Origin of the sequence: Sphingobacterium sp. UBA5996 (genome assembly GCF_002429765.1) — a bacterium.
Taxonomy (GTDB): domain Bacteria; phylum Bacteroidota; class Bacteroidia; order Sphingobacteriales; family Sphingobacteriaceae; genus Sphingobacterium.
In genome coordinates this window covers 111,639-135,874 of the sequence record NZ_DJAS01000008.1, presented here as the reverse complement: position 1 = coordinate 135,874, position 24,236 = coordinate 111,639, and the positions used below count along the sequence as shown (strand labels likewise).

Sequence of the window (24,236 nt, the reverse complement as noted above, 5' to 3'; positions counted from 1 at the left end):
AGGCTTAGCGTATTTTGCTAAGCCTGTTTACAAACAATCGCCTATTTTCTTTACTAAAACTTTTTAAAATCCCATTCTCCTCTGTAAGGTCGGCTACGCAGGAGATTGGCATATTCGTTATCAAATTGTTCTTTTTGCGGGTTCCATTTTAAATCCTTTTGCAGTTCATATGCAATATTGATGGCATTGCACACTGAGCTCGTCCGGTGACCTATTTCAACATCACAGATAGGCTTACTTCTTTTTTTAATCGCATCAACCCAGTCCTGATAGTGATTATCACTATAATACAAACGACGATCAGAAGAAGTCAGTTTAAGATTTGCTAAATTATCCGGGTTCGAGCGTATAAACTCCCGGCTTACCTCAATCTTCCCTTTTTCACCGATAAACTGGATCGCATTATGTACCCCCCATTGTTTATGATTTACGATAACACCATTTGCATAGCTAAAAGAGAGCCCACTGTTACTATTCGGTGTTTTAGGAGGATTGAACGCCACGGGTCCAGAATCATCCATGCCCAATGCCCATTGGACAATATCAAACATATGTGCTCCCCAATCGGTGATATAGCCGCCGCCAAAATCGCGGTAACCACGCCACCAAGCCCATTTATCGTCCTCTAAAGGTGGACTTAATATCGGATTATAGCCGCGATAAGGTGAAGGTCCTACCCACATATCCCAATCGAGATAATCGGGGGCTGGCATGGAGGGAAGGTCACATTGTTTGACCGGTTCGCCCACAGAAACATTGATTTCCTTGATTTTGCCGATATAGCCATTGAGAACCAGTTCTGCTGCCTGTCTAAAATTATAGGAAGAACGCTGCATGCTGCCCGTCTGAAATACACGTTTATATTTTCGGGTTGCATCGACCATGGCACGGCCTTCGGCAATGGTCAATGCAAGGGGTTTCTCACAATAAATATCTTTGCCAGCTTTAGCCGCATCAACTGCAATCTGCGCATGCCAATGATCGGGCGTTGCAATGACAACAGCATCAATATCTTTCCGATCCAATAGTTCCCGATAATGATGATAGGCCTTGATCTCGGTCTGTGCTTTTGACAATTCCGTTTGTTTTTTCGTTGTCGCTGCAATAAATGCAGCTAATTTTTTTCGGTCTACATCGCAGGCCGCCAGACTTGCGATTTCCTTGCAGCGATTGAGGCCATTCATCAAGGTATAGGATTGTTTTCCGACACCAATAAACCCAAGATTGATACGATCACTTGGCGCAAGAAATCCATTGCCTCCCAACACAACGCGCGGGACAATTGTAAAAGCCAAAGAGGATACAATTCCCTTGGCTATAAATTCTCTTCTTTTCATTCTTTATGGATAGTTTATTCTTCTGCACGTCCCTATAGTACTTCTTCAGTCCTTGACGGCAAAATGGTTTATGTATGGATGATTTGTTCAGGTTTTCTTAAAGATAGTTTATTCTTGTATAGGAACCAAAGTAATCGAAGCAATCTCTGGCAAAGTATCGCCTTCGATGGCTGTAGCCTGCAAAATCACCTTCGTACTGGGCTCACCAATTACTTGCTGGGATACCTCAATGGTTCCCATGGCCACTTCCTTAAATTTAGCTTCTTTTTCAGTGACAAACGTCCATGGGAGCTGCTGTCCGAGCATCGAAAGCACAATTTTACCGTGCTGCTTGCTATTCGCCAGATAATTGACGAGCACACGATACTTCCCTGGTTTTTGAATTTTGATATCCCAAAATACTTTATCCGCAAGGTCTTTCCATTGACCAATGGCGTTCGGGCGGTTTGGATCATGGGTATGTGCACCAATAATTTTTAATCCCTTTCCTTCCTGTAATTTTGCATTATTTGCGTTCATCACGATACGTCCATCTGCCTGTGTCTGGGTCAGGCTTTCCTCAACAATTGGTTTTCCCTGGATTTCGACAACAATAACCTTCGGTCCTTTCTTACTATCGAAGATATCGACAGGAATTGCTGGTTTTCCGTTTTCTAAAGTAGATTTTAACTTCATGTTAGGTGAAGCTAGGGCGTAGACAGCCGTCACTTTATTTTTGATGGGCAGATTTATTTTTCCATCGGCCGGGCGATCAAAAACATGCAGATACAGCTTCCCATTTTTTTGGGTACAATACCCCCAATCCAAGGCTTGGAAAGGGCTCGCGGTGGTCCCGTAAATAGCTTCGCTATTGATCTTCATCCACTCCCCGATTTGCTCCATAATTTGCACTGCAGGTTGAGGAAGGGCTCCGTCACCATCGGGTCCGACATTTAACAAAAAATTCCCTCCTTTACTCACCGTTTCCACAAATAATTGCATGATCTTGGGAAAGCTTTTCCAATTTTTATCGTGCGCACTGTAACCATAACTTTCATTCATGGTATGGCTTACCTCCCAGTACATGCAGGGCAAGCCGGTTGGCGGTATATATTTCTCTGGAGTACCAATATCGCCATTCCTATTTTCAAGTCCATTCCAGAATCGGTTATTGATAATAATATTGGGCTGCCATTTGATCAGGTCTGTCAAAATATGCTTTGTCCCCCAGGCTTCCCCCTCATGCTGTTTGCTGCTGAAATCGGGCCACAGCATGTCCAATCGCCCGTAATTTTGAGCAAGTTCTTTAATTTGGCCATAGAGATAGGCTTTATAACGTTCATGATCTGGCTGATGCTTATCCACATTCGGGTTCAGCTGAAAGGCCTCATAAGAATCGGGATGTTGCCAATCCAGGAGCGAATAATAAGCTCCTACTTTCATTCCCTCCTGACGGAAAGCATCCATAATTTCGCGGTAAAGATCTCTTCCTTTCGGCGACAAATTTGCCGTACCCGTAACATCATTTTTCAAGGCATAAGGTTGCTGGCTATTGAATAGGCTAAAGCCTTCGTGGTGTCGGGAGGTCAGTACCATATACTTCATTCCCGTTTTTTTTGCAAGGCGTGCCCAGGATTTTGGGTCAAAGGAACCTAAAGTAAATTTTGGTTTCAGTACTTCGGCATACTGCTTACTGGGAATTTTCCCCCAGGTTTGTATCCATTCGGCATAATGTTGTGGATATTGTTTCCCTTCAAAAGAACCACCTGCTGCACTGTACAATCCCCAATGGATAAACAGTCCAAAACGGGCCTCTTTAAACCATTCCATGCGTTTATCTTGCGTCTCCTGCCAACCGGCAACACCTTCATAAGGTGGTGATTTGGTCTGTGAAATAGCAACATCGGTCATGCACAGCAACATCGGTCATGCACAGCAACATTCCCACAGCTGCTGCACACTTCCACTTAAGAAAATTGATTTTCATCATGATATAGATTTATACTTAAAAGTTCATTTATTCGGATCGCAAGCTATCGCCGATCAGAAACCCAACGCTTTAATTTCATCCTGAATAACAGCATATGCTTTTCTAGCATCTTCTACTGGAATTCCCTTGGATAGTCCAGGTCGTTTATGACCTGTATAGGTCAGCCATGCATATTTCATCATCGTCTGCCTTTTCAAAACAAGCGTATATAACTGGCGAAGATTTGGTTGATTGTGCAAATTGTCATCCCATGTGCTTTCAATCGAGAAATCAGGCATCAGGTGCTGTACTATTTCCTTAGCCATTAGCCAATGCCCCAGCTCTCCGGGGTGCACCCCATCTGCGGCCAGCTTAAACTGAGCGTCTTTCTCGATCCCAGCTTCCAAGTAGCGACGCATGGGAAAATGGAGGTCTATGATTTCCCAGGAATGCATTTTGGCATAGCCAATAAGCCATTCGGCATAACGATCCAATACTTTATTGTAGCCATTGAGCCGAAGCTTCGGATCATCATGCACTGGAGGTGTCATCCATAGGATGCGTTTGACGCCCTGATCGACCAAACGTTTGTGCAGACGGATAATTCCATTTTTATAGGCTTCAAAACGGATAGCATCAAAAGGGAGGTAAATGCCGTCATTCATGCCATAACAGACGAAAACCACCTCAGGTTTGATTTTATCAAGCACATTGTCCAGTCGATCAAATAGACAGGGGCGTGGAAATTTTCCATCGGCATGATTCGGTTCACTGAGTCCAGAAACGGTCTCACTTGGTAAGCCCGAATTAATAAACTGAGGTTTCCTTTTCGGGTGACTGCTCAGGAATAGACTTTCGGTCATGGCGACATATTGCCCCGCGTAAGTAATACTATTGCCTAAAAAAAGCACTTTTTGTCCATCACTCAAACTAAAGTCCTTAACATGACTTTGCCCCTTTACTTGCCTAGACAAAAGGCCTAAGCACAATAGCAATACAAAAAAACGAAGTTCGTTTCTACGAAATGATAAATTTAACATTGTGTAATATTGGATCAGTTGGACAAGTACCAAACCTTACATATCTCATTGGTTTAGGTTGATACCAATATGCGCAAAAGACTTATTAGATAACTATTGAGCGCTGTCCACAATTGATTATTTGGTCATTAAATTAATCAATAAGCACATGAATTCAAATTAAATTACTGAAAGACAGAAGATTGTTACATTTACATCTTCTATTAGTTAGTTAAGAACTCTTGTTGATAACAAAAGGGCTGTCCAAAGGGCAAAAAAAAGCCTGTCCAACCAAGTCGGACAGGCTTATATTCTTAAGCAATTAAGTCTTATTGCATATTGAATTTGGAGATACTCAGTTCTTTAAACTCCAGCTTTTTATCTCCCAGGACACGCAGCTTGGTTATTGGCCTGTTCGGAAAAAATAAACTGGTCATTACCGTTAGCCCCTCGTCTGCAAAAAGCTCCACAGAGCTCACATCAACATACAAGCTGAAAGAGAGCGTTCCGTTGTTCAGCAGGCGTTGTGCTGAAGCTATCTTTGGGAATTCCTCATTAAACGACACTTCACCGGACTTAGAGCGATCGATGTAATATGCATTTTGGTCTTCACGATAACCAATAAACAATTCGTCACCAGATTCATTTGACAGGATCACTTTAAAAGACTGCTGCTTCAAATCTTTGAGGTCCAAACGGTACGCTTGTGGGAGATGTTGCCCGAACGAAACTTCCTTCGTTCCGCCGCCATGGTATTTTTTAAGCAGTCGGAATGCAGTTTCAATTTCTTTGGGCGCCGTACTTGCAACATAGAACGACTGTCCAATTTTATCCAACGATAAAACACGGGGTATGGTTGAGGAAGAACGCCATTTTGTAGTGGGTACCAAATTGGCATATTGCCAGTTGCTCATCCAGCCAATCATCAGGTGCCTATCCCCTAGATTACTCCAAGTTACGCCGGCATAATTATCGGGTCCCCAATCCAACCACTTTATTTTAGTATCCGCTGTTCGGAACTGATGCCCATCGAAGTCACCCACAAAATATTGTGTTACAGAACCACCGTTGGGTCCACCTGGATTGATGCTGACCAACAAAACCCATTTTATAGTTCCTTTATAGTCCATGGGGATAAGATCAGGGCATTCCCAGACACCGCCATGAGCCCCCAACTCTTTGCCAAACTCACTTTCTTTCTGCCATGTTTTCAAATCTTTGGAAGAATAGAAAGTAATACAATCTTTTGTAGCTAAGGTCATAATCCAACGTTGGCTATGCGCATGCCACATCACCTTTGGATCTCTAAAATCCCATATACCAGGATTCGGCAAAACTGGATTTCCTTTATACTTTGTCCAAGTAAGGCCCTGGTCCAAACTATAAGCCAAACTTTGATTTTGATGCAATCCTGTTTTTCGATCCTCTTCCTGATGATTGTGATGGGTAAAAATGGCAACCATAGCACCTTTTCCAAAACCTGCCGTGTTGTCTTTATCGATCACTGCGCTACCAGAGAAAATAGTTCCTAAACTGTCGGGGTACAATGCGATCTTCTGCTCGTCCCAATGGATTAAATCTTTACTGATCGCATGGCCCCAATGCATAGGCCCCCAAACGGGCTTTTCGGGATTATGCTGAAAAAAAAGATGATAATTACCGTTCAAATAGACCAGTCCATTGGGATCGTTCATCCAGCCCTGCTGTGGGGTAAAATGGTAAAGTGGGCGATACTTCTCTTCGGGATCCCCTTGTTTATGCTGTCCCGTCTGTGCCAGACTTGTACCAAAAACACCTAGCAGGAGCATTAAAACACTGTATTTCTTTAATCTCATCATTGTTCTTTTGTTTAGATTTCTAATTAGGTTATTGTTTGCTCCACTAAGCAAATATCCTATAAATTGTCAGGAAGATTTTTCGATTTTCAACTCATTCACTTTTACTGTTCCTTGATCCGCGAAAATAGTCCAAGGGTTTTGATCCATTTTATAGATCCGGTTGGTAAAAGCAACACGATCATTCACATATACGATACCAATCGATTTTTCAATAATAATTTTCACGTTAAAAATCCGGTTGGTCGGTACTGTAAGTGGCGTAAAATTGAGCTCTGTTTTACTTCCTCCGCCATCGCGTGCCTCCTTGTTCATAAACAGTGCGGGCATATTCCAACGATTGGATGAAGTCAGATCAAAAGCAATGCTATACACTTCGGTCGGATCATCACATGCGCCAAATGAAAAACCAAATTGACTGGATTGGGAAGCATCAATGGTCATTGTCATTTTAACGGATGAAGTGTTCCGGTTAAATTGTGCATAACTTCTTCCGCCCGATTGCGCTGTCAAACTATAGGTTTTATTCGATTCGGAAACTTGACCAACATTGCTCAGTTTTTCAAAGGCAACTTCCTTATTGAATTTACTGTTTAGGGCTTCCGGAATTTTAGGATATAAACGTCCTGAAGCTCCCTGAACCAACTGGTGTGAAATTAAATTTCCAGCCCAGGGCAGTTCGTTGTTATTATTTACTGTTTGCCCGGTCGAACACCAGCCGGAAAGATAACGTGTCGTACCGTCGCTAGCCGTCTTGCCCGAATAGAGATAAAGTCCATCAAAGGTTTCATGATGACCTTCGGCATCCCGACAGATCGTCCAGGGGCCATCCGGAGAATCCGCAACACGATAAAATGTCTTGCGGTGTTCATCCCGGTTGATCCGCGAAAACAAGAGATACCATTTATTGCCCATTTTAAATAAATCCGGGCATTCCAATAGTTCTGCATCTGTTTCGATTCCATATTTCTCTACTGTCCCTGTGGTCGCAACGAGCGGTTCAATCATAGACCAACTGCTTAAATCGGTTGACTGATAACGTGCAAGGATTCCTTTTCCATCTTTTCGCGTCGTGACTAGCATCACGTAGGCATTTCGGCCTTCATCCCAATAAACCTGTGGATCCCGAAAATTATTTCGATCATAGCCCGCCGCAGCCTGCAGTGCCATAGCTGGTTGCTTAGTCCAATTCATTAAATCAGTGGACGTGGCCAACATGATCTTTTCTGCTGGAGTAAAAACACTGTTATGCCCCGTATAGAAACAGTAATACACTGTTCCTTTTTTGATAAAACTTCCTGTTCCGATCCATTCATCCTGACTCCCCACAGCGCCCGACGACAATACTTCGGTATAGCCCTCAAATGTTCCAAAGTCACTTGTTCGCGTGCTATAAATCGGGTGTCTGTTGGCATTCTCATAGAGATAAAACAAGTAGAACTTTTTATCGCTGGCATTGTAATAAGGCATGGGATCGCCCACAAACCCCTGCTGAGGCCTATAGAATCGTTGATATGGGCCAGCCTCCTGCCCCGAAATACAAGCCGTAGAACTGTCCACAGGTTGTATTGTTATGGGCTTATCTACCACTGTCGAACGCTCGTCGCTATTCTTGCAGCTTGTTAACAAGCTGAGCAAGAATACTGTCGGAAGCAAATACATTTTTGGTCTCATGATTTAAATCTTTCTATTAATCCCTGATTAGCTATCATTTTTGTTTTTATAATAACTTGTTTTGTTTGTACTCGATTACTCTTTGGGTAATGCCTTCAATTCGTCCCAATACATCCGTTGGGTAGGAAATGCCACGGGCTGCCCATTAGGATGCTCATGTGGCATTACCAGTATATTGTTAATAATAGCCTTTCTTCCAGCAGGAATCTGAAAAACCAATTCTTGCCACTCACCGACATGATCTTTCGAATAATTGGCACGCAACCAATCTTTATTCTGTTCGCCATCCGATTGAATTTCCAATTGCACATCACCAGCAACATCTTTCAATACCATCATCGAGAAACGCCCGTATTCCGCCGGATTGATCGTCACTTTATTTGCATTCCAGAGTGCTCCACCGTGCCAGCCTTCACCAGTTTTATTGTCCCGCACAAAAGACGCACAGAAAGGTGTTGCATTAATTCCAGTGGTTTTCGGATTGGGATAAGGTGAATCCACCGTACTCACCCCTAACCCGTCGAAATGAGGAACGCTGGTTTCGCCATTATAAATCATAAGGATTTGTTTGGGTTCTGTACCCAATAGGGCAGTTACCGTGTATTGGAAAGTCTGCCCCATATACGCAAGGCTGTATTTTATGGGGGAACTTAAATCTACGGGCCCACTCTGATTGGGCGTTATGCTTGCTCCGGCTGTAAATTCTATCGCAGGTGATAGATTCTTTAGGTCTGTCCCCAGGGGTAGGTAAATTTTAATGCTTTTATTTTTCTGATCAATGATCCCTGCTTTTTCTCCGATGCGGAATGCCGTTATTTCTGCTTTGATTTCTTTGACGGTTACCTGGTAGCTATTGAAAAGATTACCATTAAACACGCGGTAAGTAATCGGTGTTGTGCCAGAAAATGAAAAATTTTGGGCGATGCCTGAAGCTGGAGAAACCTTTGCATTGCTGGGCAATTCAATTGTCGGAGCTACCGCAGAAAGATCTGTACCTTCAGGAACCATAACAAGAATGGTACCTTTTGCCTGATCTACTTTCCCAATGGTATTGCCGACCTTGAAAGAAAGTACATCTACATCTGCACTCAAATTGAGTGTGCTATCGGCATCACGCTTGCAGGCAGCGAGAAGCCCGATAAACAGGATGGTAATCCCTACTTTTATATAATTGTTTAATGTGTTCATTGGAATAATTGGTTATGCTAATCGTTCAACAATAAATGCCTATTTAATAGCCTGGATTTTGTTTATACAGATACTTACTTAATCTGATCTGTGCTTCGGGAATCGGCAGATATTCATTCCTATCTGCTGTAAAATGTGCCGAGGAATAATAAGATCGACGTGACTTTTCTACATCATAATAAGCATTCATGGCCTGGTCTGCAATTCCCCAACGTACCAGATCAAAGAACCTTCCATTTTCCATTGCAAGCTCCAAACGTCTTTCCCAACGTAACGCCTTCCGGGCATTATCTTCGGTCCACACAATATTATCACCATTTTTGTAGGTTTCGATCAGCGTTTTATCATTTGCATAGCCCGTCAGTGCGGTGCTATTTTTTGCCCTCGTACGCACTTGATTGATCAATGGCAGTGCTTCAGCCGATCGATGCAGCTCGATAAGCGCCTCTGCCCGCATTAACAGCACATCGGCAAAGCGCAATACAATTCGATTCTTTGTATTCGCATAGAAGGGTACCATCGGAACGAAACAATCACAGTCGGGATCAACATTTTCTTTTAACGAGGCATAAACAGCATACTCCGCCGGATTACGATTCCAGCTTTCTTCGTATGTTCTTTTGCTACTATACTTGTACGGTAAGCCCGGGATTGCAACTGTATGGAATAACCTCGGGTCATACTTCTCGGAGGTATTAAAGCTATTCAACGCATTATAATTATCCAGTGGTAGACCTTTACCCGTTGTGCGAAACGCATTGACAAGGCTTTGACTCGGTTTATTGAAATCACAACAGCCCACCCCCATAGGAACAGAGAGCACATCAGAAAAGTTAACACGCCCAAATTTTGTCCCGTCATCTTTTGAAAACTGAACTGAAAACAGGGCTTCCGTCCCATTTTCATATTTGCCCGGCAAGAAGTTAAAAGCAAAGTCGGTTTCCAGCGTATGGTTCGATGAAAGCACAATATCGGTATTTTGTATAACCTTTTTCAAATCTCCCGCATCGATACCTGTCACCAAATTACGTTCGGCATTGTCCTGACGGTATCCCTTATACAGATAAGCTTTAGCGAGATAAGCCGCAGCGGCGATACGATTGGCCCGACCGACCTCCGTTTGCACAGGAGGAAGATGATCTACCGCATACTGAAAATCCTCCACAATCTTTTGCCATAGCGCATCGTTAGTCAAGGCCCTATTCGATACGGTTTCATAGCTGTCTACTGGTACATTTTCATCGATATAAGGCACATATTTGAAAAGGATCTTGAGCATAAAGTAAAAATGCCCCCGCAGAAAACGTGCTTCACCCAGTTTTTCTTCCTTCCCGTCGAAATTGTCCATTTCCTGTATGGTCTTGATTGTTGTATTGGCACGCGAAATCGCAACGTACAATTGAAACCATAACTTATCCAACTCCGCGAAATTGGTTGTAATGTTATTGGAGACCTCAAGAAAATGAAAGGTCTGGATATCCTGTGGTCCCGATCCACCTTTATAAGCATCGTCCGACCGAACCGTACCATAGGGCCATAAGCTAAAAGGGACATCATAATGATCATTGCCCAAAGCGGCATAAGTCGCTGTCAATAATCGTTCTGGCTCCTTAACCTGATCGGAGCTCAGCACACCATTGGGTGTTTGATCCAAAAATTTGGTACATCCTGGAAGTAGTCCAGCAAGAACCATAAGTATCGCTATTTTAGTGGTTATTTTTTTCATCCGTATAAATTATTTATAAGTGTATAGCCTTATTTTTCCCCTTTTTAAAATCCAATATTTACCCCGGCTGTCCAGGTCGTTGGAATTGGATACCCCCAACCTACATTTTCAGGATCTACACCTGTAAAATTCTTTGACTTAACGGTAAATAGGTTCTGACCGGTCACATAGATCCTTAGCCGGCTCATACGCAGGCGAGAGGCTGTTGCTGTTGGCAAGGTATAGCCCAGAGATAGATTCCGGAGTTTCATATAAGATCCATTCTCGATAAAGTAATTTGACAGGCGGCCCTCGTCATTGTTGTTTGTCGTCTGTAAGGCGGGAATCGTTGATGTTGGATTTTGTGGTGTCCAAGCATTGAGCAGACGTACGCCTTTATTGGAATTGACGTCGTCCACACTCCAGAAGTCCGTTTGTTTTTTCAGCCAGTTTTCGACATCTATCCCCTGTACCCCCTGAAAGTACGCCGATAGGTCAAAACCTTTATATTTTAGCACAATGTTCAAACTATAGGAAAAATCAGGATGAGGACTACCGATCCAAGTACGGTCCATGTCCGTAATCTGATTGTCCGCATCATATACATTCACATAACGTAAGCGTCCAATCCCCTTACCGGTCTGATTGACGTGCGCATCCACCTCGTCCTGATTCTGAAAAATACCGTCGGTGACATAGCCATAAAACGATCCCAGCGGACGGCCGATAATATTATCCCCCTGACGACCGCCATAGGAGTTTTCTACTGCTTCGGGCAAATGTGTCACCTTATTTTTATACGTCGAGAAGACAGCCATCACATCATAATCCAGTCCAAAGGCTGTTTTATTACGATATCCGGCCGATACGTCCAAACCTTTATTTTCCATGGATGCACCATTTGCCCAGCGGTAACCGCCCTCTCCGACCACACCGATGTAGGCTGGATTGATCAACATATCTTTTGTTGCTTTGACATACCAGTCAATCGAACCATAGAGACTTTGTTTAAACAGTGAAAAGTCCAAGCCAATATTCGTCTGCGTTGTGGTTTCCCATTTTAGATCATTATTTTCCGTTTGGATTTTGCGGTATCCCGATGGTAATTTTCCAGTTCCTGTACCCGAGAGATCGTATGCTGTACCATCCACGATGTTCCATGTGGGATCAGCAACACCATATTCGGGGACGAAAAGGGCATAGGTAGCCAGATTACCTATCCCTTGGTTACCTGTCTGCCCCCATCCAACCCGTAGCTTGAGGTCAGAAATATAATTTTTTGTACTTGCCATAAAGCGTTCAGAAGATATTCGCCAGCCTGCCGTTACCGCTGGGAAAGTGGCAAAACGGTTATTTTTACCGAAGCGGGAAGAGCCATCGTGCCGTACGGTGAAAGAAGCCAGATAACGCTCGTCATAGGAATAATTGGCTTTTCCAAAATAGGAGAGCAACGAGAAGCCTGTAGAGCCACCTCCTACTGCTGCTGTACCGGTACTCACACCTGGCCACATGTACTCTGGTGTCTCTATGGCAAATGCACCATCACCAGCAGTATACGCGTTAAAATTAATATCGTTCTGACGGTTCATTTCGATACCAGCTAGCACATCTAGAGTATGTTTGTCGATCGTCTTCCGATAAGTCGCTGTATTGGACCAAGTCCACTTCATCCCATGAGACTGCTCCATATTAACGCCACTTCGGCTGCTGTTCATAAATCCCGAGCGATAAGATACTTCCAAGTTACGTTTGTAAAAATTACTGTAATCCAGGCCATAACTGGTTCGAACATGCAGATCTTTTATTAGCTGTAAATCGGCATAGGCATTTCCAAACAAGCGCCAATAATTGTATTTATTATTTCGATTGTCGTAAAGTACACGCATTGGATTATGGCGGTCGTTCATTCCTAGTGCTGGTCCCCCCCAACCTATTCCATCTACTGTATGGACAGGAATAATGGGTAATGCTTTCAACGAAAGGTCAAGCACATCGCCAGGTACCTGCACTTCACCTGTATTGTTTACCGTAAAATTCTCACCAACAACCAGTTTTCCATCAAACAATTTGTAGTCAGCATTCATCCGGGCGGATATTCTCTGGAAATCAGTGTAACGGAGTGTCCCGCTGTTCTGCAAATAACCTAAAGAGAAAAAGGAGCTGGATTTTTCTGTTCCGGAGCTCAATGTCGCATTGTATGACTGTTGCAGTCCTGGTTTCGAAACTTCCTTAAACCAATCGGTATCGGAAGCATACATCGTATGTTCACGATCAATATACTTGGAAACAAAAACAGTAGTGAGCTGCGGCACGCCATTGGCGTCGTTATTCCATTCAAACTGATAACCAATATTATTTCCATTGGGGTTTCCACCGTTATTGATGGTTGCCTGCCATAGTGCACGACCATATTGTTGTGCGTCCAGCACTTTCATCCGGTTATTGAAATGTGTACTTGTGGCAAAGGCATCCACCGTAAGTTTTGGTGCACCTAGCTTTCCTTTTTTGGTGGTGATAACAATAACCCCATTCGCTGCGCGTGAGCCATAGATACTCGCCGAAGAAGCGTCCTTTAAAACCTGAATACTTTCGATATCATTCGCATTAAGTTCATGCATTCCTCCCTGTGTGGGGGTTCCATCAATGACATACAAGGGATCTTGACTACTGTTGATGGAACTGATTCCGCGCATACGCACTGTTGCCGCTCCACTTGGACTACCATCCGAAGTTACTGTCATACCAGCTACCCTTCCTTGCAGCGCTTTCATCGGGTTATTTTCCGGAGCCTTCATCATCTCAGCAACATTAACAACGCTCACTGCACCCGTCAAATCCTTCTTCCGTTCCGTTTGATATCCCGTAACAACTACTTCATCGAGTCCTTTTTCGGTGCTCGCAAGCTGAATATCGAGGAACTTTCTTCCGGCTACAGAAATTGTCTGAGTAGCATAGCCGACATAACTTATTTCCAATGTGCCCTGATTGCCCGAAGTCTGGAGGACGAATTCTCCCTTTTCATTTGTCTTGGTGGCTATTGTGGTTCCCTTCACCACTAAAGATGCCCCCACTATAGGTGCTGCTGTCCCACTATCCGTAATCCTTCCCCGGATTTCAGTCTGCTGCGCAAATGCGACAACAGAAAAAAGTGCCAAAGACGGGAGCAGCATCGCTTTCTGTCTTGTAAACATAATTGGTTATGAGTAAATGGTTAATTATTTAGATTGATTATTTTACTATGATAGCGTGTATACTGCTTCTTAAAGAAGCAGTATACTTACTGTTGCTTCTGACATCCATTGAAGATCGGATGCAACCATTGAAATCGATTGATGACCTCATCGTTATATTCAGGACAAGCCCCCCGGCTCTGTGTCACAAACCCACTCAGGGTCGCTGCAAATTCCAATACTTCCTCCAGCTGGACACCTTCCTGCATCTGAAACCTCTTTGTTAAGAAAGCTGCCAAAAACGAATCACCACTTCCGATGGTATCTTCTACCTGAACTTTCAAGGCTGGAAAATGATAACTGATATTATCTTTTTTATAATGATACACCGCTCCATCTGCACCATAGGTTACAATTGCCTCCTGAATTGCAAAACGCGCCATGATCAAGTCTACACGCTGTTGATCGGTATAGGCTTCCGTAGCGCCATTCCATTCGGAAATAATATGCAGCTCCTCGGCATTCATTTTCACAAAATCAGCATATGCCAACAGTGTATGTATTTTTTCCGGACCAAAATAAGGTGTACGCAGGTTGACATCCATCACCCGAAAGCGGGCCTTTTCAAGCAATAACAGTAAGCTTTGAAAGCTTACTTCATCCCGACAGGCCAGACTGCCATATACCAAAAAGTCCACCGTGGCAACAGCATCCAGAACAACATTGTCCACCGCTATTCTATCCCAAGCAACCGGATAAACGATATCGTAATGCACGTCACGTTTGGCATCGATCGAAACCTCTACGGTTGAGGTCGGCAACAACTCATCGTACTGGAAGAAATCGGTCGGGATACCCAGATCCTCACATACCTTACGTAGTTCATAACCATTTTCATCACGCCCTATACGTGTTAGCATACGCGTAGTAACACCCAGTTTATTGAGGTGATAAGCCACATTCAAAGGTGCACCGCCTAATTTTTTACCTGTAGGAAGATTATCCCAAAGAACCTCGCCAAAACAAATACCCTGTATTGATTTTTCTCCGTTTTTCATATTTCTTCTTTTTTCACAAAGCTTCGGCTGAGTGCCAAAACCACGTAACAAATTGATTATTTTAGTTCCCTTTACGTTCAATGTTGACAATAGACACACACGACTCGTTATCACATTGTCACTCGCCCATCAGCCTAATCCAGCTAAAGACTAATGTAGATTGATGGTATGTCCGAGATCTTCCAATGATTTCCCTTTTGTCTCCGGCATAAACTTGAGCACATAAACAAGTTGCAGCACCATAAATAGGGCGAAGATCAAGAAGGTACCGCCGCCGCCGAGCATTTCTGTCAAGGCAGGAAAACAAAACGTGATAATTGCCGCCATGACCCAATGGGTCAGGCTGCCAAATGTCTGTCCTTTGGCACGTACATCGTTCGGAAAAATTTCCGAAATAAACACCCAGATCACCGCACCTTGCGAGAATGCGAAAAAGGCAATAAAACTCATCAGATAGATGGTGATCGCAAACCCCGTGGTCTGGTTGGTATAAAAAGCATGGGAAACAAGTGCCAATGAAATAATCAGGCCGATCGAGCCTACCAACATTAACTTTCTTCTGCCAACCTTATCGATAAAATTAATCGCCAGCAACGTAAAAATAAAATTGACAACCCCTATACCCACTGTCGAAAGCAATGAACTTTGTGATCCCAAGCCTGCCATTTCAAATACACGGGGCGCATAATATATAATGGCGTTGATACCTGAAACTTGATTGAACAGCGCAAAACAAAAAGCCAATAAAATAGGTTTGGCATTTTCGCGAACGAAGAGCTTGCCTTCTCCTCTGGAATTGTTTTTAGACTCCTGAATTTTTGAAATCTCAAGCTCGTAACCATCCGAATTAATTTTTTTCATAATCCGTGTTGCTTCAGCTAAATTCCCCCGGTGGAGGAGCAACCATCTTGGACTTTCCGGGACGAGGAAAATCAGACAGAAAAATAACAACGACGGAAAACACTGCACCCCCAGCATCCAGCGCCAGGATTCTTCGCCAACCTGACCAATAAAATAGTTGGACAGATAGGCAATCAAAATGCCCAATACAACATTAAACTGAAAAAGCCCAACCAACTTACCCCGGGATGCTGCCGGGGAGATTTCCGATATATAAATGGGTGCAGTTACTGAAGAAACACCAACACCTATACCGCCCAGAAAACGGAATAGAATAAATATTGTCCAGTCATTTGCCAGCGCGCTGCCAATCGCTGAAATAAAGTAAAGAGCAGCAACAGCAAATAGGGTGTTTTTGCGGCCCAATTTATCAGAAGGCAATGCACCTAATGCTGCGCCGACAACCGTTCCGATCAATGCAATGGCCATGGTCAATCCATGCTGAAACTCACTTAAATGCCAGTGTTCCTGCACGGCCTTTTCTGCTCCTGAAATAACCGCCGTATCAAATCCAAATAAAAATCCGCCTAAAGCCACTACAAAGGACCAAGCTAGTACCGTGTTTTTGTTCATGTGATGATCTATAATTGATTAATCCAAATTTAACCCTGGTTTCATCTTAACTTAAATTTGAGCCTCGCAAAAACATTTATTTATGTAACATTTTTTAAAAAACGTTAAAACACTGAAAACCTGAACCTTACCCTATCGTTACTTTTTAAAACTTTCACTTTTTAAACAGAAAATTTAGAAAATGATACATTTTTGAAAGTTTCCATATCAGTGTAAAGAATACACTAACAAAGACGGGGTTAGCCTAAAAAAACTAAATAATGTATATTCGGATATTGAAGGGAAAAAAATCATGGGAAAATATTTCATTTATGGTGGCATATTGATCCTGCTTCTTTTTTGTGGATGTCAACCAATGATCCAGAAGAAAAAGCGGATTATTGCTTTTTCACAGTGTATCGGAAATGATGCCTGGCGACAAACCATGCTCGAAGAAATGAAAAGGGAACTTTCCTTCAATCCTGATATTGACTTTCTTTATCGAGATGCCCATGGCGACAATAATGTCCAGATTAATCAAATTCGGGAATTAGTCAAACAGGATATCGATCTTCTGATTGTATCGCCAAATGAGGCCGAGCCCCTTACCCCTATAGTAGATTCGGTATTTCAACGCAATATACCCGTCATCGTAACTGACCGTAAGACATCCTCAGGCCAATATAATGCCTATGTGGGGGCAGACAATCTTGCCATCGGAAAACTGGCGGGCCAGTATAGCCGCACCATTTTACAAAACAATGGTTCGATCGGCCTGGTTACTGGATTATCGGGTACATCCGCCTCCATAGAACGTGAAAAAGGCTTTATGCAGCAAATTGGAGATGCTAAAGGGATTCGAACGAGCGGAATCATTCACGGCGGATGGGAAAAAAACAAAGCTTATTTGGAAACGCGTAAGCATATAGACCAAATGATCCAGAGTGATATCATCTTCACCTTCAATGATCAGATGGCCATGGGGGTAAAAAAAGCATTGGACGAAGCCCAGATCAAAAAGGACATTAAGATAATCGGTGTTGATGCCCTTCCTGGTCCCGGAAATGGCCTTGAACAGATCATACAGGGCAAAATGTTCGCTTCTATACTCTACCCCACTGGCGGAGCCGAAGCCATTCGAACGGCCTTGGCTATCATCAACCACCAAAACTACCGACGCGAGAATATACTCGCAACCTCTGTCATCGATAAAACCAACGCGGAGTTGCTTGCCCTGCAGTCGGATAAAATAAAACAACAGCAGCTCGATATTGACAAAAGACAGGAGTTCATTACGGAACAGAATAAAATTTACCAAAGCCAAAAGTCCGTTCTTAATGTATTGGTCGTTAGCTTGGTGCTAGCTGTTGTCTTTGGGGGAATTTCTATTATCGTGATCAGAAGCAACTGGGAAAAGAACAAACATCTGGAAATCCAGAATAGCGAGATTCTTGCGCAACAAAAACAGATCGTCGAAATGAACAGTCAAATTCAGCAAGCGGCAGAAATCAAAAATAATTTCTTCACCAATATCTCGCATGAATTCAAAACTCCACTGACGCTAATCATTGCACCTATCGAAGACCTTCAACTACGGACAGATCTGACCGAAGGGGTAAAAGAACAATTGTCACGCATTAGGCGAAATGCAAAAAAACTACAACGTTTGGTCAGCGACCTCATTGATATCCACCGTATCAGTAAATCGAAGATTAAACTGCATGCTGGCCTTGTTCAGATTGACACTTTTATTCAACAGATAATAGCTAGTTTCAGACCGCTATTTAAGAAAAATAGGATCTCGATCAGTTATGTCAATAAAACGCGCTTGAAAGAAGTCTGGATGGACGAATACCTGATGGAACAAGTCTTATCCAATCTATTATCCAACGCGATAAAACACACGGCGGCGAGCGGCCGAATCGAAATTATATTGGAGGAAAACAATTTTAAGGACTATTTCTATCTACGCGTGATGGATAATGGGTTGGGGATTGCCCCTAGCGATATTGAGCATATTTTTGATCCTTTTTATCAGGGCGCAAGTAGTCGTGATGGTTCCGGAATCGGCCTGGCCTACAGCAAACAGATTGTCGAACTGCATCATGGCCAAATCACGGTTAGCAGCAAAACTGGTCACGGCTCAATCTTTACCCTTCGCTTGCCCATTGGAAATAATCATTATGAACCTGCCGAACTCGTTAAATTCGATAACGCAGAAAAGTCACCGATGCAGCAACAGGATATACTGGACACTACACGAACGGTGAAAGACAACAATCTTTCTTTTCGGTCCAACACGTCAAAAAGCATTATGGTGGTCGAAGACGATGATGAAATCAGAGATTATCTTCGTTCGCTATTGGAGGGGGAATACAATCTGTTTCTAGCAAAAGATGTCCAACAAGCCAATAACATGATGAAGACTCATTTTCCAGATTTAGTCATTACGGATATCATGCTTCCTGATGGTAGCGGTATGGATATTCTAAAAGATATCAAAGCATTTTATCAGACCGCACATATTCCCGTTATTTTACTGAGTGCGCTCGCCAACGAAGATACGATGCTCGAAGGAAGTAAATTGATGGCCGATGACTATATTACTAAGCCATTCAACGCTGAATTACTTCGGATACGCATTTCAAACATCCTCCAGTCACGTCATCAGCTTAAAGAAAAATACAGCAGCAATGTAGAACAGTTTGATAACGCACAAGCTGAGCAAGTCAATGATAACGACAAACGCTTTCTGAATAACTTAGCTGCGATTGTCGAATCCAAGCTATCAGACCAGCGACTGAGTGTCGACGGTATTGCCGGCGACCTCCATCTATCCCGCGTGCAGCTCTACCGCAAAGTCAAACAGTTACTCGACTGCAGTGTCAATGAATATATTATTGAGCGAAGATTGAAGAAAGCGAAGAGCCTAATCGCTGAGGGCCTAACCATAAACGAAATATTTAGCAGTGTCGGCTTTTCCTCGGCATCTTATTTCGCTTCGGCCTTTAAAAGGAAATATGGTCAATCCCCAAGCGCTTTCAAAAAAGAACTCGACAAAAAATAGCAGATCATTGCGTAGAAACGTACAACAACGATCCAGTTGCTTTTCATATAATAAACGCGTTTGACTTTCAGTCTAAAAGTTTCGTATCATTGTTTAACATATTGCCTACTTGTGTATAGCAAACAAGGCGGTTAAGTGTATATCACACTTAACCGCCTTGCTTGCTTGCTTATTTCTAAAATATAGATTTAGAAAAAAACAGTGTTACTCTGCTATTCCCCAATTTCGATTTGCTTTATCTCCCATCACTAACTCCAATGAGCCTCCTTTCAATAGGTCCGAATGGCTCAACTTCGCAACATTCAGCTCTTTTCCATTCAATTTGGCCGACTGAATGTATTTGTTTCTTGCTGATGCATTTTTGCCGATAATAACAAAAGACTTACCATTTGGAAGCTGTATGCTGACCTTCTGGAAAAATGGAGATCCAATGCTGTAGGACGTCAAACCTGGCGTAACCGGATAGAAGCCCATTTGCGAAAAGACAACAAAAGCTGACATTCCACCACCGTCTTCATCTCCCGGTACCCCCATTAAATCGTTTCTAAACCATTCACCGATAAGCTTGCGGATCCTTTTCTGTGTCATCCAAGGTTGTCCGGCATAATTATAGAGATAAGGAATATGCAAAGCCGGCTCGTTTGCCATGGAAAATTGTCCGACATTTCCCGTGTGATCTGGAAGCTGTGCATAAAAGTCAAACTTTGAACGCCCCAAAGGCTGCTGGAACATCTCATCAAGGTACTTGACAAAAGATTCGTTCCCACCCATCAGTTTGATCAGATCGGGAATATTATGCTGCACATCCCAGCGGTAGATCCAGGCATTGTTTTCACCGTAATATTCCCGTGCTCCCTGTCCGCCAGAAAATACATAGTCAAAAGGCATGATAAAATTTCCCTTGTCATCTTTAGGATGAAAAAACTTGGTCTGCTCATTGAAAAGATTTCTATAGTTGAAAGACTGTTTCATAAAAAGCTCATAGTCATCCTGTATACCCAATTCTTGAGCAAGCTGTGCCAAACACCATAAGTCGTAAGAGGTTCCCAAGGTGACAGCGACAGGCTGTCTCCGTTCAAAACCGTTTACTTCTGGTATGGTCTCTTTTTCACCCGGGTACAACGCCGGGATATATCCTTTCTCTTTAAAAAAATGGTCTAATTTACCTGCGGGCTTACCCGACCAGGGGGCCAATGTTTTTTCGGTAATCGCACCTTTAGCAGCCAGATAGGCTTTCTTTATGTCAAAATTACGCACTCCTTTGCGGTAAGCGTCCAACAAAGTGGCCACGCCATGATTGGAATTCATCCGTCTACTATCGCCCGTAATCTCAGGAAAAGTGGGCAACCAAGGCTGTTCCATTTGCTCCGACATTCGGACAAAAGAATGCAGGATCATGGATTCTGTGCCCGGATCCAATAATACTCGCAAAGGATGATGTGCCCGATACGAGTCCCAAATCCAGTCATCGGTAAAAAAAGGTTTGCCCTCATCCTGATGTACCTTCCCGTCAAACGCACTATAATAACGACCATCTTCAGAAATATTGACAGGGCGTTCGTAGCTGCGGTATAAAGACGTATAAAACACATGCTTATTGGATTCATTGCCGTCTTCCACAGCAATTTTACCTAAGGCATCGTTCCATATTTTACGCCCTTTATCAGCAAGCTTCTGATGATCAAAATCGCTGATTTCACGCTTCAAATTGGCTTTTGCTTGTGCGACATCAATAAATGAAACACCATATTTCATGCGCAAGCTAGTGCCGGCCTGACTAAATTCCAATATCATACACGAATTCTTACCGGCAGCTTCTGTTGCTTTTTCAAGTTGTTGGCCCTGCAATCGCTTCACCGCAACAGGATTGGACTCGGGAATGGCATAAATATACACACTGGTACCATTTCCAATATCCTGTACCCCCGAAAGTCCCTCGCCATCCCATTGAAGTTTTCCCTGCTGCGAGTTGAACTGAAGGTATTTTGTCGAGGTGTTGGGAAAAGTAAAGGTATAAAGTCCAGACTGGTGCGACAGCGCATAGTCTACCTGAATTTGCTCTTGATCCAAGAACACGGAATAGGCATACGGATGGATTTCCTCTTGATCGTAACTGTACAATTGTACCGGTTTCAAACTATCCGGCAATTTAACCATTGCACTGAGGTTGAAAGCCGATTTACCACGATGGCTGGTGACGATCAGCGGCAAACCATATAGGCGGTCTGACGTATAGTCTCCTCGCTCGGGATAAATACGCAGCAGGCTGTTAGGCAGATGAACGGTCGGATAGGTCGGCACCAATAAATGGCTGATATTTCCCATGTATGGATTGACATAGTCCACATAGTCTTTCGTCATTTTACATTGAGAAAAACCTTTTAGCATACTGAACGAAAGAAAAGAACAGCAACATATTGTACGTAACAAGGTATTGGTTTTACGTTTGATATTTTTCGTTAACATTTTAAACAATTGAATATTTGATGGTTTAAGAGCAAAACAGTGTTCCGCCCTTAAAGTTAATTGTTTCTGACCATATATCGTCTTCGTGCCCATCGATTATTTGCGGCCTATCGACAAACGAGTGTGTTCACCTTTAAATTGTCATGACATCTTAAATTCGAAAGGTGAGTATCAAAACAGAATTTTTATTGTAATCTATTGAATAAACTATGTAAAATTCAGCCAACCGATACAAATAAATGCTTATTTAATAATTTATTCGAAAAATTGAAAGTGAATTTTATTTTAGTTTTATTCAACCTAATTTTGATATCAATACAAACTAAAGACCAATTTGTTATGAATATAAACCCTCCTAAACATGTCAGTTGTTTTAACCGTCATTGTTGATGTCACGGATAAAAACTTAAAAAGGCGGCTTTTTTGTGCTAATCAAAAAAATATGATCGCTAAGGTGTATTAAAGGCGTCAAATCACTCCAAACTAATGGTCACTACATTGATTATAACTAAGTAAAAAATACCGATACAGCTTGTCCTTATATAATTAAATCAGTATAATTGAAAAAAGTAAGTTCCTTTAAAAGCTGTGGCTTGGAGGAACTCAGCTTCACACTTCAAATGTCATGAAAAACGATAAATATGCATCTCACAATGACGAAAGCCTATTGATTGGGCTGAGAGAAGGCGATTTAGCGGCTTTCAACATTTTATATCATAAGTATTGGTCAGTACTGTTAGATGAATCGTATAAAAGGCTTGAAGACCTAGCTTCCTGTGAGGAAATTGTACAAGACATATTTATCGACCTTTGGAAACACTGCTCTAATAGAGAAATCCACAATGTGGAAGCCTACCTTTTCACCTGCATGAAATACAAAGTCTTCGAAACATATAAAAAAAATAGACGAAGAACAGTACTTATTGAAGAAAATCCCTCATACTACCAAAGACAAGATGGTACCGAGGGAGACCTGTACGACGAAAAGGATCTAAAATCTTTGATTGAACAATGGGTAGCCAATCTTCCGCAAAAAAGAAAAGAAATCTTTAAAATGCGGTATCTCGACGGACTCACCACAAAAGAAATCAGCGATCTAACGGAAACCTCCCAAAATACAGTCCAAAATCATCTCGGTGTGTCAATACACAAACTAAAGAAACTTGTTATGCAGCATTTTCTGACACTTCTTTTAATTTTATTCAACTGTAAATAAGCAATTTACAAACAAACCAAGATTTGCACTAGTACATATTACCCCCTCAGGGACACTATTGTAGTGAACATTGTACTCATCTTATGCAATATCCTAACCAAGAGCTTGAAAAGCTCATTGACAAATACTTAAAGGGCGAAGCCAATTCGCAAGAGATCGACACCGTAGAGCGCTTTTTCGATTCATTCTCATCACGGCCGAGTCTTCTCAAAACACTTCCTGAAGAAGTGCAGCACGCCTTAAAAAATCGTATTCATAGCGGTATCATGGCTAGATTACCGGTTAGAAAGAAACGCTCTTTCAGTTTATCTCAAATTGCCGCCGCCGCTGCCGTCTTGTGTATTGCATTTGCTGGTGTATATTTATACAAAACAAAAACGCCCAACAATCAAGAGGTCACCCTATCGAATGGACAACAGCGTCAAATTGTATTACAAGATGGAACAAAAGTTACACTCAATGCTTCAAGCAAAATAATATATCCTACTTCATTCAAAGACTCAAGCACACGCGAAGTGACTTTAATCGGGGAAGCATTTTTCGATGTCACAAAAGATCCTGCTAAACCTTTCCTTATTCATACACCGAGAATGGAAATCAGTGTCTTGGGGACTGCCTTCAATGTACGTGATTATGCGGAAGAAAATGATGCCGAAACAGCTTTAGTGCGTGGTAAGGTATCGATTTGGAAAACAGGAGCCAACGCCCGGAAATTCATTTTAAAACCTAAACAAAAATTTGTTATCACAAAAACAGCTGAATCCAGAGAGGCATCTTCCTCCAGCGTCCATAAATCTGTAGCGACTCCTATCTCCATAGCTATCCAGCCATTCGCTATTGCTGAAAATGATGGGTCTGCTCTAGAAACTGAATGGTTATTAAACCGTATGACAATCCAAGATGAAAGATTACTTGATATCGCATTGAAACTAGAACGCATGTACGGGGTGGAGATTAAAATTACAAATCAAGCAATTGCCAGCAAACGCTACTCAGCGACATTCGAAAACGAACAACTCGAAAATATTCTTAAAGCATTACAAACTGTCAACTACTTTCAAATTAAGAAAACGGGGAAAAATCAATTAGAACTATTTTAAA

At 42.5% G+C, this 24,236-nt stretch carries 14 protein-coding genes; 3 read left to right on the top strand and 11 right to left on the bottom strand.

The window, feature by feature from the left end:
• Nucleotides 1-53 precede the first annotated feature (53 nt).
• The 10 genes from B3E00_RS05805 to B3E00_RS05760 all read right to left on the bottom strand — a co-directional run bounded on the left by B3E00_RS05805 (nt 54) and on the right by B3E00_RS05760 (nt 16,407).
• Complete coding sequence (locus B3E00_RS05805) at nt 54-1,337, bottom strand: Gfo/Idh/MocA family protein (protein ID WP_293886656.1); 1,284 nt, start codon at nt 1,335-1,337, stop codon at nt 54-56.
• 108 nt (nt 1,338-1,445) lie between these two features.
• Nucleotides 1,446-3,227, bottom strand: a complete 1,782-nt coding sequence (locus B3E00_RS05800) for an alpha-L-fucosidase (protein ID WP_293937625.1) — start codon at nt 3,225-3,227, stop codon at nt 1,446-1,448.
• 132 nt (nt 3,228-3,359) lie between these two features.
• Entirely contained in the window at nt 3,360-4,325 is a 966-nt protein-coding gene (locus tag B3E00_RS05795; protein ID WP_293937623.1) for an SGNH/GDSL hydrolase family protein, read from the bottom strand.
• A 308-nt stretch (nt 4,326-4,633) separates the two neighbouring features.
• A complete protein-coding gene (locus B3E00_RS05790; protein WP_293886661.1) occupies nt 4,634-6,142 on the bottom strand; it encodes a glycoside hydrolase family 32 protein in 1,509 nt (502 codons plus the stop codon).
• A 66-nt stretch (nt 6,143-6,208) separates the two neighbouring features.
• Nucleotides 6,209-7,813, bottom strand: a complete 1,605-nt coding sequence (locus B3E00_RS05785; RefSeq protein ID WP_293886663.1) for a glycoside hydrolase family 32 protein — start codon at nt 7,811-7,813, stop codon at nt 6,209-6,211.
• Nucleotides 7,814-7,888: 75 nt separating this feature from the next.
• A complete protein-coding gene (locus B3E00_RS05780) occupies nt 7,889-9,001 on the bottom strand; it encodes a hypothetical protein (protein ID WP_293886665.1) in 1,113 nt (370 codons plus the stop codon).
• A gap of 43 nt (nt 9,002-9,044) precedes the next feature.
• Nucleotides 9,045-10,727, bottom strand: coding sequence for a RagB/SusD family nutrient uptake outer membrane protein (locus tag B3E00_RS05775; RefSeq protein WP_293937620.1), 1,683 nt, complete (start codon nt 10,725-10,727; stop codon nt 9,045-9,047).
• Between the two features lie 44 nt (nt 10,728-10,771).
• Complete coding sequence (locus B3E00_RS05770; RefSeq protein WP_293886668.1) at nt 10,772-13,897, bottom strand: SusC/RagA family TonB-linked outer membrane protein; 3,126 nt, start codon at nt 13,895-13,897, stop codon at nt 10,772-10,774.
• 86 nt (nt 13,898-13,983) lie between these two features.
• Nucleotides 13,984-14,934 (bottom strand): carbohydrate kinase family protein, encoded by a 951-nt coding sequence (locus tag B3E00_RS05765; protein WP_293937617.1) that lies wholly within the window; start codon nt 14,932-14,934, stop codon nt 13,984-13,986.
• A gap of 150 nt (nt 14,935-15,084) precedes the next feature.
• Entirely contained in the window at nt 15,085-16,407 is a 1,323-nt protein-coding gene (locus tag B3E00_RS05760) for a sugar porter family MFS transporter (RefSeq protein WP_293886672.1), read from the bottom strand.
• Between the two features lie 292 nt (nt 16,408-16,699).
• Between B3E00_RS05760 and B3E00_RS05755 the strand changes: the two genes are divergently transcribed.
• Nucleotides 16,700-19,453: a hybrid sensor histidine kinase/response regulator transcription factor gene (locus B3E00_RS05755; protein ID WP_293937614.1), complete on the top strand. Its 2,754-nt coding sequence runs from the start codon at nt 16,700-16,702 to the stop codon at nt 19,451-19,453.
• A gap of 204 nt (nt 19,454-19,657) precedes the next feature.
• On the opposite strand, the gene B3E00_RS05750 is transcribed toward B3E00_RS05755, so the two are convergent.
• A complete protein-coding gene (locus B3E00_RS05750) occupies nt 19,658-21,919 on the bottom strand; it encodes a GH92 family glycosyl hydrolase (RefSeq protein WP_293937611.1) in 2,262 nt (753 codons plus the stop codon).
• Nucleotides 21,920-22,544: 625 nt separating this feature from the next.
• Between B3E00_RS05750 and B3E00_RS05745 the strand changes: the two genes are divergently transcribed.
• Complete coding sequence (locus tag B3E00_RS05745; RefSeq protein WP_293886675.1) at nt 22,545-23,135, top strand: RNA polymerase sigma factor; 591 nt, start codon at nt 22,545-22,547, stop codon at nt 23,133-23,135.
• A gap of 83 nt (nt 23,136-23,218) precedes the next feature.
• Nucleotides 23,219-24,235, top strand: coding sequence for a FecR family protein (locus tag B3E00_RS05740; protein WP_293886676.1), 1,017 nt, complete (start codon nt 23,219-23,221; stop codon nt 24,233-24,235).
• Nucleotide 24,236: the final 1 nt, after the last annotated feature.

Coding starts and splice junctions, on each gene's coding strand:
- B3E00_RS05805 (WP_293886656.1), bottom strand. CDS start 1,337: ATGAAAAGAAGAGAATTTATAGCCAAGGGAATTGTATCCTCTTTGGCT.
- B3E00_RS05800 (WP_293937625.1), bottom strand. CDS start 3,227: ATGACCGATGTTGCTATTTCACAGACCAAATCACCACCTTATGAAGGT.
- B3E00_RS05795 (WP_293937623.1), bottom strand. CDS start 4,325: ATGTTAAATTTATCATTTCGTAGAAACGAACTTCGTTTTTTTGTATTG.
- B3E00_RS05790 (WP_293886661.1), bottom strand. CDS start 6,142: ATGATGAGATTAAAGAAATACAGTGTTTTAATGCTCCTGCTAGGTGTT.
- B3E00_RS05785 (WP_293886663.1), bottom strand. CDS start 7,813: ATGAGACCAAAAATGTATTTGCTTCCGACAGTATTCTTGCTCAGCTTG.
- B3E00_RS05780 (WP_293886665.1), bottom strand. CDS start 9,001: ATGAACACATTAAACAATTATATAAAAGTAGGGATTACCATCCTGTTT.
- B3E00_RS05775 (WP_293937620.1), bottom strand. CDS start 10,727: ATGAAAAAAATAACCACTAAAATAGCGATACTTATGGTTCTTGCTGGA.
- B3E00_RS05770 (WP_293886668.1), bottom strand. CDS start 13,897: ATGTTTACAAGACAGAAAGCGATGCTGCTCCCGTCTTTGGCACTTTTT.
- B3E00_RS05765 (WP_293937617.1), bottom strand. CDS start 14,934: ATGAAAAACGGAGAAAAATCAATACAGGGTATTTGTTTTGGCGAGGTT.
- B3E00_RS05760 (WP_293886672.1), bottom strand. CDS start 16,407: ATGAACAAAAACACGGTACTAGCTTGGTCCTTTGTAGTGGCTTTAGGC.
- B3E00_RS05755 (WP_293937614.1), top strand. CDS start 16,700: ATGGGAAAATATTTCATTTATGGTGGCATATTGATCCTGCTTCTTTTT.
- B3E00_RS05750 (WP_293937611.1), bottom strand. CDS start 21,919: ATGTTAACGAAAAATATCAAACGTAAAACCAATACCTTGTTACGTACA.
- B3E00_RS05745 (WP_293886675.1), top strand. CDS start 22,545: ATGAAAAACGATAAATATGCATCTCACAATGACGAAAGCCTATTGATT.
- B3E00_RS05740 (WP_293886676.1), top strand. CDS start 23,219: ATGCAATATCCTAACCAAGAGCTTGAAAAGCTCATTGACAAATACTTA.